Here is a 12,530-nt window from a genome sequence, read left to right as displayed (position 1 = left end):
GCCGCGCTTCGCGCGATCGCGCCTTTCCGTGGCTCCGCCTTCGGCTCCGCGAGGGGTCGTGATTTCTTCACGACCCCCCGACACTGTGGTAGCTTTTCACCTTTCGGATCTGACGGAGGAGAGCCGAATGCGTCTTTCGCTCGCCCTGGCGGCCTGCCTGGGCTCGTTGTCTGCGATTGCGGTCGCCATCCCTGCCCACGCGCAGGTGCAGGGCGATCGCCCCGGCCTCACCTACCGTGAGGTCGAGCGCGGACCCTGGGTCGGCTCCAGCTTCGGGGCGGTCTACTACTTCAACCTTCCGGGGGAGGGCGCGCCGTCCGGCGTCGGCAGCCTCTTCGGTCTCGAGGCGGGCTACGACGTCTCGAAGTTCCTCCAACTCGGCGTGGTGATCTGGGGCCAGTCGGTGGGTGCGCCCTCGACCTACCGGGCCATCACCGACGACGCCCTCAACCCCAAGCGGGCCCGCGGCGACTTCCAGACGATGATGGCGGGTGCGTCGCTCCGCCTCGCCTTCCTCCGCTTCCAGGACGACAACGGGCAGGATCGCACCTTCGTCTACGCCCGCGCGGCGGGCGGCCCCACGCTCTCGCGGCCCATCGGGATCGTCGACGAGCAGGGCTTCTTCGCCGCCGGCGGCCTCGGGGTCGAGTACTTCACCCGCCTGCGCCACTTCTCCGTCGGCATCGAGCTGGACGGCATGGCGCTCCTCGGCGACGCGGGCAACGCGGTCGGGATGGCCGTGCTCCCCCACGCGAAGTACACGTTCTAGCACCGGCGGTGGGCCATCCAGCGCCCGCTCCGCCCACACGAAAGGCGCGCCTCCGGGCGCGCCCGTTCTCCACTTGCCCGGTTTCGCCGGGCCGATCGGGGAACGACCGAGCGCTTTCATTGACCGCCCGAGCAGCGCGGCTAAGATCCTCGGCTTCTTCGAAGAAATCCCCGCGCCGCGTACCCTTGCGGAGGCCCCGCGCGCGCCCGGGGCTTGGGTACGTCCATGGATGACCGGACTCTCGGTAGCGATGTGTTTCACCGTCTCACTCCGGGCGATCCGGCTTCGTTCGCTTCGCTGGAGGAGTCGCTCCGCGAGAAGGCGCGCTGGGCCGAGCTGCTGCACCTCTACGAGGGCCGGATCGAGCGCGAGGGGCCGGACGCCTCCGAGCTCATGGTCCGCGCCGCAGGCCTGCTCCTCGATCAGCTCGAGGATCCGGACAGGGCAGAGGCCTGGCTCAGGCGCCTCCACGAGCAGGATCCCAACCACGTGGCGGGTCGCGAGGGCCTGAAGGATCTCTACGAGGAGAGGGGAGACCACGCGGCCCTCTGCGAGCTCCTGGAGCGCGAGGCGCTCCGGGCGGCGACCCCCGAGGAGGCCGCGGAGGCCTACGTTTCGCTGGGCCGCCTCCTCGACCGGGAGAACGGACGAAAGCCCCACGCCCTCGAGATGTGGCAGCGGGCGCTGCGGCTGGTGGAGGACCATCCCCAGGCGCTCGCCCTTGCGCGGGAGGCGAACGTCGAGCTGGGGCGGCTGGAGGCCGCCAAGGGCATCGTCGAGCGCGAGCTCGCAGCCCGACCCGGGGAGTCGACCCAGGGCGCTGGCCGGCTGGCGGCGCTCGCCGCTCTCGCCCTCGAGCGGCCGTTCCGGCACGAGCTCGCCGACGCTCTCGCTCGTTCGGCCGTGGCCGTCGATCCCGACTGCGCGCCCGCGCGAGCGGTCCTGGACGGCCTGCAGCGGCGTCGGGCGGAGTGGACGGAGGAGGCGCGGGGCTTGCGTGCCCGGGCGGTCGAGGAGCGGGATCGCAAGGCGGCTTCGCGGCTCTACGTGCAGATCGCCGCCCTCCACGGCGTCTACGATTCGTCGCCTGACGGCGAGGAGCACAGCCGCGAGGCCCTCGAGCGCGCGTTCCTCCTCTGGCCGGGCAACCCCGACGCCCTCGAGCTCCTCGAGCATCGGCACGCCTCGGCAGGCGACTTCGCCGGGCTGGCGGTCGCATACGAGGCGCTGGTCCCCGGCACGCCCGATCCCGCCGATCAGGCCGAGCTGAAGGTTCGCCTCGCCAACCTCTACGGCGTTCGCTTCGACGACCGGCCGCGCAGCCTCGAAGCCCTCGAGCAGGCCGCGACCCTGGATCCGTCTCGCCGCGACGCGGTCGTTCCGCTCCTCGAGGTCTTCGAGGACGACGGCCGTTCGGACCGGGCGGTGGAGTTGTTGGAGCGCCATCTGAACGTCGTGGGCTCGGCTGCCCAGCGCGGTCCGGGCACCGCCGTCCGGAAGCCGGTCGAGCCGACCCGCGAGACCAACGCGCTCCGGGTCAGGCTGGCCGAGCTCCTCCTCGGCCTCGGCGAAGAGGCCCGGGCGCGCCGCCACCTCGAGGCGGCACTGCGCTTGGATTCTCGGCTGGAGCGGGCGGAGTCGCTGCTCATGCCGCTCCTGGCCAGCGCCGGCGAGTCGTCGGTGCTCGCGGGCCTCCTCGAGAGGCGCAGCGATCGAATTCGCGATCCCGGCGAGAAGCGGGACCTCCTCGAGCGGGCGGCATCCTCCGTGGAGGCCCCTGCGGAGCGGCTGCGCCTCCTGGGGCGCGCGTTCCTGGTCGCGCCCGAGAACCACGAGCTCCACGAGGAGCTCGAGGCGGCGGGCCGGCTCGCGCGCTCCTCTGGCGACGTGGCGCGCTTCTACCACTCGGCCCTCGTCTCGGTGAGCGACCGCGGCGTGCAGCGCCGGATCCTGGAGCGCCTCTCGCACGTCCTCGAGAAGGACCTCGGCAGGCCCGGCGACGCCGCCCACGTCCTCGAGCAGCTCCGCGCCTTCGACCCGGCCAACGCCGAGACGGCCACCCAGCTCGAGAGGCTGCTCTCGCTGGCGGGGGAGGGCGAGGCGCTCGCTGAGGCGTGGCGCACCCGCCTGGCGCAGGCGACCGATCCAACCGAGAGGCGGTCCCTCCTCGAGAAGCTCGCCGCCCATCACGAGGCGAAGCCCGAGGCGGCGGTGGAGATCTACCGCCGGCTCCTCGAGCTGGGGCCGGATGAAGGGGTGGAGCGGAAGCTCGCCGCAGCGCTCGGGGCCCTCGGCCGCTGGGCCGAGCAGCGCGACGCCCTCGAGTCCCTCGCGTCACGCCCCGGCGAGGCTCGCGCCGCCGCCAGGGCCGAGCTCGCACGGCTCCTCGCCACCCGCCTCGATCGGCCCGGGGAGGCAGCCGAGCTCTACCTTCGGATCCTGGCCGAGTCGCCCGAGCAGCCGGGAGTCGTGGACGCCCTGGAAGCGCTGGTGCAGGCCGGCGTCGAGGCCCCGCGGATCGCGGAGGCCCTCGCGCCCCTCTTCGCAGCGAGGGGCGAGTGGCATCGCCACGCCGCGATGCTCGAGGCGCGCCTGGGCGCGGAGAGCGAGCCCGCCGCCCGCGGTTCCATCCTCGCCTCGCTCGCGGAGATCCACGAGGAGCGGCTGGGCGACGCCCGCGCCGCCTTCGCCGCGCTGACCCGCGCCTTCGCGGAGTCGCCTTCGACTGGCCCCGTCCTCGACTCGCTGGAGCGCCTCGGCCTTGAGCTGGGCGCGCGTGCAGAGCTCGTCGGGATCTTCCGGAACGCGTGGCGCGGGCCCGACGCGGCCCTCGATCGCGAGCTCGCCGGGCGCGCGATCCGCGCGGGCGGCGACGAGGAGCTCGTCGCGGCAGCGCACCACCGCCTGCTCGAGCTCGATCCAGAGAGCGGCACCTCTCTCGCAGCGCTGGAAGCGCTCGCGGCGAGTGGAGAGCGGTGGGACGAGGCGGACTCGTACCTGGAGCGCCTCCTTCGTTCACAGCGTACCGAGAGCCCCGACCTCCATCTTCGGCGCGCTGGCTACCTCCGCCGGCTGGGCCGCCACGAGGACGCCGCCACGGCGCTCCGGGCCGCCTTGGCGGCGGGCGCCGACGAGCGGGCCGTCCTGCCCCGGCTCACGGAGGCCCTCGAGGCCGCCGGCCTCCGCGCGGAGCTCGCCGACGTCCTGAGCCGCCAGATCGACCATTTCAACGAGGCCGGCGACCTTGCTCGTGCCTCGGCCCTCGCGCTCCAGCGCGCGAAGGTGCTCGAGGAGAGCGGGAGCCGGGCGGCAGCCGTCGCGGACTACGCGGCGATCCTCGCCATCCGCTCGCGGGATCCAGAGGCGCTCGTGGGCCTCGAGGGGCTCCTCGGCGATCCCGAGGCGCGCGTGGCAGCGGCCCGCGCCCTCGAGAGGCCGTACATCGCAGCGGCGGAGTGGAGGAAGCTCCACGGCGTCCTCGAGATCCAGATCGATTCCTCGGACGATCCCGCCTGGCGGGCCAAGGAGCTGCGCCGCCTCGCCCAGCTCTCCGCGAGGGAGCTCAAGAGCCCGGCGCTCTCGTTCGCCGCCCTGGCGCGGGCCTTCGAGGACTCGCCCGAGGACGCGCTCCTGCGCTCCGAGCTCCGGGTCGCCGCGGCTGAGTGCGACTGCCTCGAGGAGCTCGCCGACCTGGTCGCCTCCGTCGCCGAGCGTCGCGCCGGGACGCTGCCGCCGACGCAGCTCCTCGCCCTGGAGCGGGAGCTCGCGGAGCTCTACGAGAAGCGCCTGGGCGACCGCAAGCGGGCGACCGAGCGCTACGAGCGGATGCGACGCCTCGATCCTTCGAGCTTCGACGCGCTCCGGGGCCTCCACCGCCTGAGCCGCGAGGAGGGCGACCCAGTCGCGCTCTACGAGAGCTGCATGGCCCTCGCCGCCGTCGTCTACGACCTCCGGGAGCGCCTCGCCCTGTGGAGGGAGGCCGCCGTCGCCGCCGGAGCGGATCCGGTTCGCGCCGCGGCGTGCTGGCGCAAGATCGCCGAGGCGGATCCCAAGGACGCCGAGGCCCTCGTTCACCTGGACGGCTTCCATGCCGCCGGCGGCGATCCGCAGGAGCTCGCGTGGGTGGTGGAGCGCCGCCGCGACCTCTCGGTGCAGGCCGGAGAGACGCTGGCGGCGAGGGAGCTCGCGGTCCGCCTGGCCGGGCTGCGCCGCTCCCTCGGCGATTCCAAGGGCGCCCTCGAGCTCTACCGAGAGATCGTCGCCGCCGATCCCGACCACGTGGACGCCTGCGAGGCCCTCACCGACTGGGCGCGGAGCCACGACTCGTTCGCGTCGACGGCCCTCGAGATCCTGGAGCCCATCCTTCGCGCGACGGGTGAGCACGAGCTCCGCGTGGAGCTCCGCGAGGCGCGGCTCTCGGGCCCTGCCGACTCGGAGGAGCGCGCCCGGCGTTTCATCGAGCTCAGGGAGATCCTCGAGACCGAGCTCGAGCGCCCGGACCGGGCGTTCGCCGTCTGCGCCCGCGCCTTCGCCGAGAGGCTCGAGACCGATCCCGCCCACCTGGAGCGGCTCGCGTCGGCGGCAGGCAAGCACGCCGAGCTCGCCGACCTCTACGAGGCGACCCTGCGTCGCGACCCCGAGTCCTCCCTCGGGCTGCAGCGCCGCGTGGCGGAGCTCAGGCAGCAGGACGATCCGAGGGCCGCGATCGCCGCCTGGCAGGCAGTCGCCGCCGAGGCGCCCGGCGATCGGGACGCGATCGCCGCCCTCGAGAGGCTCCATCGCTCCATCCGAGACTGGGACGCTCTCGACGAGCTCCTCGCCCGAAAGGCGGAGCTCGAAGCGGATCCGGCCTCGCGCCTCGCGCTCCTGCTGGAGAGGGCGAGGCTCCTCCACGAGGACGCGAGGGATCCCGATCGGGCCGTCGCCGCGCTGCGCGCCGTCCTCGCGCTCTCTCCCGACGAGCCCGCCGCCCTGGAGCTTCTCGTGAGGCTCCTCGAGGACACGGCGAGGTGGGCCGACCTCGCTGAGCACATGGAAGGCCGGCTCGCCGATCCCGCGCTCGGGCTCGACGATCGGCTTCGCCTGCGGGCCCGCCTGGCCGCGATCCGGAAGGACCACATGGAAGATCTCGACCGAGCTCTCGCCCTCCACGCGGCCAACCTCGCCGAATTCCCGGCTCACCCGGAGTCCCGCGCGGCCCTCGACGCCCTCGTGGCGGATCGAGATCCGTCGCTTCGGGCCCGCGCCGCATCCGTGCTCGCCCCGATCCTCGAGGCCGAGAACGACCACCGCCGGCTCCTCGAGCTCCTCGAGGCCATCGCCGCGGTGGAGCGCGACCCGCCCAACCGCGCCTCGCTCTACTCGAAGATGGCCTCGATCTACGCGGGGCCCCTCGACTCGCCCGAGATGGCCTTCCTCTCGGCGGGCCGGGCGCTCCGAGCCGACCCCGACGACTCCGCCCACCTCGAGATCGCCGTCTCTGCCGCTGTCGCCTCCGGCGCGGAGGACGAGCTGGCCGGCCTCCTGGCGGAGTGCTCGATGTCGTCCCGCACGGGCGAGGCGCGGGTCCGCCTGCTCCGCTCGCGGGCCACGCTCTGCGAGTCCTCGGGTGACGCCCGCGGGGCCGCGGAGGCGTGGAAGAGCGTGCACGCGCTGGCGCCAGACGACCTGGACGCGCTTCGGGCGATCGCGCGGCTCGACGCCGGGCAGCAGGATCCGCGCGGCCACGTGGCCGTGCTCCGCTCGCTCCTCGCGCGCGAGGAGGATCCCGGCCTGGCCGCTGCGCACCTCCTGGAGATCGCGCGGATGCAGGAGGAGCGCCTGGGCGAGCCGGACGCTGCCCTCGCCAGCCTCCGGCGGGTGCTGGAGCTCGACGCGGGCAACAAGGCGGCCCTCGACGGGATGGAGCGACTCTGCCTCGCGGTGGGAAGCTGGGGCGAGCTCGCGGAGCTCCTCGATCGACGGGCCCACGCCGAGGCCGACGCCTCCTCCCGGCACGGCATGCTCGCGAGGCTCGCCGAGCTCCGGGACGGCCGCCTCGGCGATCGGGCGGGAGCGCTCGATGCCCTGCACCGGATCCTCTCCGAGGATCCCGCGAACTTCGCCGCGGTCGACAAGCTGGAGGTGATGCTCGAGGGAGGCGCGGGCGCCGATCTGCTGGAGCCCCTCGCCCTGCTCGAGGGGGCCTGCCGCGCGACCCGGAATTGGCAGCGCTGCGCCGAGCTCGTCGAGCGACGTGCCTCGATCGTCGCCGATCCGGAGGCGCGCAAGGCCGCGCTCCTCGAGCTGGCCGACCTCCGCCAGGGGTCGCAGCAGCGCCCCGATCTCGCCTTCCTCGCCCTCGGCAGGGCCTTCCGCGAAGAGCCCTCCGACGAGGCGCTCTGGGAGCGGATCGCCGCGGTCGCCGTGGCGGCGGATTCGGTGGAGGAGTGGCTCGCCATCGCCGACGAGCAGCTCGGGCGGATCGGATCGCCCGCATCGGCGGCCAGGCTCGCCCTCCACCTTGCCACCGTTAGTGAAAACAAGGCTCACGACGACGCCGGCGCGATCCGCTGGCTCCAGCGTGCGCGCGGCCTCGACCTCTCCACCGAGCCCGCCGTCCTCCCTGCTCTGGAGCGCCTCCTTTCCAGGGAGCAGCGGTGGGAGGAGCTGGCGGAGGTGCTGGGCCGCTTGGCCCACGCCTCCGAGCCAGCACACCGGATCGAGACCCTCGTCCGCCTCGGCCAGCTCGCCGAGCGCCAGCTCCGCGATCCCGAACGCGCAGTCGTTGCCTACGAGGCCGTGCTCGCCCTGGATCCCGAGCACCAGCAGGCCCTGCGTGCCCTCGCGCCGCTCTACGAGGGGAAGGGGGCCACGGACGAGCTCCTCGAGAACCTCGTCCGTCAGCGCCGCGTCGAAGGGGGCGAGGCGCAGACCGCGCTCCTCCAGCGGATCGCGGAGCTCGCCGCCACCCTCGGCCGCGCCGACGTCGCGATCGAGCACTCCCGCGAGATCCTCGCGCGGGATCCGAGGAACGAGGCCGCGCTCTCGCGGCTCGAGGCCCTCTACGAGGAGGCGGGGAAGTTCGACGATCTCGCCGGCCTCCTGCGCTCCCGCCTGGCCCACACCCTCGATCCCCGTGAGATCGTGCGGCTGAACGAGAGGCTCGGCCTGCTCCACCTCGGCCGGCTCGACGCCGAGGACGACGCGATCGCGAGCTTCCGCGCCGTGCTCGATCGGGATCCGCGCAACCGGAAGGCCCTCGAGGCCCTCCGCAAGATCCACGCATCCAGGGGCGAGGCAGGGGAGCTCGTCGGGATCCTCCGTCGCCTCATCCCGCTGCAGGACGGCGCTGCCGAGGTGAAGGCCGTCCGCATCGAGCTCGCCGAGGCCTTCCTCGCGATGGGCAGCGCCCAGGAGGCGCTGGACAGCCTCAAGCGCGTGCTCGACCTCGAGCCGCACACCCTCGCCGAGCTCGAGAGGGTGGAGGCGATCTTCCGCGCCAAGGGGGCGTGGACCGAGGTGATCCGCTGCCTCGAAGCGCGCGCCGCCCTCGAGAGCGAAGAGAACGCGATCGATCTCTGGGCCGAGATGGCCCGGATCCTCGACGTCGAGCTCGGGCGAAAGGGGGCGGGCGCCGCTCCCTTGGAGAAGATCCTCGAGCGAAGGCCCGCCGACCGGCAGTCGTTCGACAGGCTCCGCGAGCTCTACCGCGCCGGCGCCGACTGGCGGCGCTACGCCCGGGCCACGGAGCGCTTCGCGGTCCACTGCCCCGACGACGAGGAGAAGACCGCGCTCCTGCGCGAGCTCGCCACCGTTCTCGCGGACCGCCTCGGCCAGAAGGAGCTCGCCTTCGCCAAGCTCGGCGCCGCTTTCGAGCTCTCGCCCGACCGGGATGACCTCCGGGCCGAGCTCGAGCGGATCGCGGCCGAGACCGGGATGCAGGAAGAGCTGACGATGATCTACGAGAGCGTGGCCGACGGGGCAGGGGCCGCTCCCGTCGCCCAGGCCCTCTGGCTCGCCCGTGGACGTCTCCTCGACCGGGAGCTCGACGACGCCGCCGAGGCCGAGGCCAGCTACAGGCGGATCCTCGAGCACGATCCGCTGCACGCCGGTGCCCTCGATGCCCTCGTCGGGCTCCACCGCAGACGGCGCCAGCACCGCGCCCTCGTCCTCGTCCTCGAGCAGAAGCTGGAGGGCGTTGCCCTCGACGAGAAGCGAGGCCTCCTCCTCGAGGTCGCCCGCATCCACGACGAAGAGCTCCACGACACGGGCGAGGCGATCTACTCGCTCCGCCGGGCCTTCGAGATGGATCCCGGCGATCAGGCCGTGCTCGACGCGCTCTCCGACCTCTACCGCCGCGAGCGGAAGTTCACCGAGCTCGCGGCGATCCTCGCGCGGACCCGGGACCTCGCGAGCGACGACGTCCGGAAGATCGCGCTCCAGCTCCGCCTCGCCTCCATCCAGGAGGTCGATCTCGAGGATCCCGACGCCGCCGCCGCCTCCTACGCGCGGGTCCTAGAGATCGCCCCCGCCAACCTCGACGCGATGGAGGCCCTCGAGCGCCTCTTCACCCACCACGATCGCTACGCCGAGCTGCTCCACGTCTACGACCGGAAGCTGCAGGTGGTCGAAGATCCCCGGGAGCGGATCCGGATCTTCTTCAAGGCCGGGACGATCTGGGAGCAGCGGCTCCAGAACCCCGGCAACGCGATCGCGTGCCTGGAGGGTGTGCTCTCCTTCGAGCCCGAGAACCTCCTCGCCCTCCGCGAGCTCGCCAGGCTGCTGCGCGACCAGCGCTCGTGGGATCGCCTCGCGGCGGTCTACCGCCATCACGACGCCGTCATCGCCGACGATCCGGCCCTTCGCGCCGAGCGGGTGGAGCTGCGCGTCCGGCTGGGCGAGGTCCTCCTCGACGAGCTGGGAGATCCGGCGGGAGCCGAGGCCGCCCATCTGTCCGCCCTGGAGCTCGACGTCAGGTGTCGGTCCGCCATCGCCGCCCTCGCCGGGATCTACGAGCGGAGCGGCAACTGGCCCCAGGCCCTGGCCATGCTCGAGCAGGAGGCGCACCTCGCCGCCCAGACCGCCGAGGCGGTGGAGCTCCACCACCGGATCGGCCGGATCCACGCGGACATGCTGCAGGATCGAATCGCAGCCCGGGCGGCCTTCGACCGCGCCCTCGAGCTCGACCGGGATCACGTCCCCACGCTGAGCGCGCTCCGCGCGATCTTCCGGGCCGAGGACAACCAGGATGCCTATCTGCGCGTCCTCGAGCAGGAGGCCGGCGCCTCGGTCGAGGCGGCGGAGAAGGCGCGGCTCCACGTGGAGCTCGGTCGCCACCTCCTCGACGAGAGGGGTGACCCCGACGCGGCGATCCGCTCCTTCGAGGAGGCGCGCCGCCACCTGCCCGGCGATCCGGACGCGGCGATGGCCCTCTCCGAGCTCTACGTCGAGCGCGAAGACTGGGCGGGAGCGGAGACCGTCCTCGACGTGGTCTGCGCGAGCCTCGAGGCGAGCGGCGGTGACCCGTCGCTCCTCACCCGGAAGACCTACCGCCTCGGCTTCGTCTGTGCGCGGCTGGGCAAGGGCGAGAAGGCGCGGCGCTGCTACGCTCGAGCCTACGAGCTGGATCCGACCTTCCTCCCGGCTGCCGAGGGGCTCGCCCACCAGGTCGCGGCCGCAGGCGATCACGCTCAGGCGCTCAAGGTCTTCCAGGCGATCCTCATCCACCACCGGGACGACCTCACCGACCCCGAGGTGGTCGAGATCCACTTCACCATCGGTGAGATCCGCCGGAAGCTCGGCGACGAGCCGGCGGCCAAGAAGAGCCTCCGGAACGCGCTCGACCTCGACCCGTGGCACGCCGAGTCCCACCGCGCGATGATCGCGATCGCCGACAAGGAGGGCGACGGCGACCTCGGGATCCTCCACCGGCAGAAGCTGATCGAGGTCGTGGACGACGACGAGAAGCTCGAGCTCCTCCGGGCGATCGCGGAGCGGGCCACCGGGCAGCTCGGCGATCACTACCTCGCCATCGACAGTTACGTCGCCGCCCTGCGGCTCCGGCCGGACGATCCCGGCCTCCTCGAGGGACTGGCGGAGCTCTACCGGGAGACCCGCCAGGGCCACAAGGCCATGGAGATCCTGGAGCGGCTCCTCGCCCTGCCTGCGGTCGCCGTCGATCCAGCCCGTGGCGCCCGTGCGCATACCCTCGCAGGCGTCCTCGCGAGGGAAGAAGCCGACCGCGATCCCTCCCTGCGCCGCACGGCGATGTCCCACTTCAACGACGCGCTCGATCTCGACTGGCACCGGACCGACGCCTTCCAGGCGCTCGAGGCCATCCTGGTGGAGGCCCGCGACTACCGCGGCCTCGAGGCTGCCTACGTCCGGATGATCGAGAGGCTCGCGAAGGCCGAGGGCACCAAGGCCGCGAGGACCGTGCTCTTCCGCACCCTCGCCGACCTCTACCAGGAGGCCCTCGCCGACTCCGCCGCCGCCATTGAGGCCTACAAGGCCGTGACCGTGCTCGCGCCGGACGACGCCCATGCCGCACAGCGGTACGCCTCGCTCCTCGGCAACGTCCGCGGCGCGGAGGCGGAGGCGATCGGCGCATGGCGGCAGGCCCTTCCGCTCCTGGCTTCGCCCACGGAGGCCGCCAGGTCCCTCGTCCGGCTCCAGGCCCGCCGGAAGGACTACGACTCCGCGTACTCCTCGGCGCAGGTCGTGAGCTCCCTGCTGGGACAGGGAGGCGCCGACGAAGAGGGGATCCTCCAGCGGCTCAAGGGCTTCGCCAAGGACTCCGCCGCGAGACCTCTCACGGAACGTCATTGGCGCGAGCACCTCCTCCACGAGGAGCTCCGCGGCGTCACGGCGAGCATCCTGGCCCTGATCCAGGAGCAGGCCGGCTCGCTCTTCGCCAAGGACCACGGCGAGCTCAAGATCGACGGCCGCGAGGTCCGGATCGATCGGAAGCGGGATCGGGTCGACGTGCCGACCTCGATGCTCTTCTTCGTGAGCGCCTACCGTCAGGTGGCGAAGGCCCTCGGTCTCGAGGCGGTGGAGCTCTTCAAGGTCCAGGGCGTGACGGGCCTGCACCTCGCCGGCACCCTCCCGCCGAGCCTGGTTGCAGGCGAGGAGCTCTTCACCGACCAGCGGCCGAAGAAGGAGCTCTACTTCCACATCGGCCGGATGCTCGCGTGGACGCGCCCCGAGCTCGCCATGACGCGGCTCCGCTCCCGCGCGGAGGTCGAGCTCATCGTCGAGAGCGCCGTGGCGCTGGGAGTGCCGGGCTACCGAGCCCGATCCAACCCCGACGCCCTGGACAAGGTGAAGAAGCGCCTCGCGCGCACGGTCTCCGCGCCGGCGCATCGCCGCCTCGAGGAGCTGGGCAAGGCCTACGCCGCCGCGCGTCCCGACCTCGGTGCCTACATCCAGGCGGCCGAGGCGAGCGCCAACCGCGCGGGCGCCCTGCTCGCGGGGGATCTGGCGATCGTGTCCCGTTGCCTGGCGGCGGACGGCCCCCAGGGCGGAGCCGAGGCCATGCGGCGCGACCTCGTCGAGTTCGCGCTCTCCGAGAGCTGGACGACGCTCCGCAAGGACCTCGGTCTCGCGGTGGTGGTGCCCAATTCTTAGGCGATAGGGGCCGAGGACCGGGCCGAATCTCGGTCCGGGCTCGGCCCCCGGTCCGGCCGCGTTTTCATAAGCTGCGGAAATCATTGGAGGTCACGCTTCGGCACGGCTCTCGCTCTCCAAGAGCGCACACCGGGCAATCGCGCCCGGCTCG

General features: G+C 72.9%; 2 protein-coding genes. Both read left to right on the top strand.

The window, feature by feature from the left end:
* Positions 1 to 127 precede the first annotated feature (127 nt).
* Positions 128 to 769 (top strand): adventurous gliding motility protein CglE, encoded by a 642-nt coding sequence (cglE, locus tag AKJ08_RS08100; protein ID WP_050725602.1) that lies wholly within the window; start codon positions 128 to 130, stop codon positions 767 to 769.
* 225 nt (positions 770 to 994) lie between these two features.
* Positions 995 to 12,379 carry a tetratricopeptide repeat protein gene (locus AKJ08_RS08095; protein WP_157370566.1) on the top strand — a complete coding sequence of 3,795 codons (11,385 nt, stop codon included), beginning with the start codon at positions 995 to 997 and terminating at the stop codon, positions 12,377 to 12,379.
* The last annotated feature ends 151 nt before the right edge of the window (positions 12,380 to 12,530 follow it).

Source organism: Vulgatibacter incomptus (genome assembly GCF_001263175.1).
GTDB classification, from domain to species: Bacteria; Myxococcota; Myxococcia; order Myxococcales; family Vulgatibacteraceae; genus Vulgatibacter; species Vulgatibacter incomptus.
The sequence above is the reverse complement of the archived record's forward strand: the minus strand, read 5'-3'. Positions and strand labels throughout refer to the sequence as shown.

Coding starts and splice junctions, on each gene's coding strand:
- cglE (WP_050725602.1), top strand. CDS start 128: ATGCGTCTTTCGCTCGCCCTGGCGGCCTGCCTGGGCTCGTTGTCTGCG.
- AKJ08_RS08095 (WP_157370566.1), top strand. CDS start 995: ATGGATGACCGGACTCTCGGTAGCGATGTGTTTCACCGTCTCACTCCG.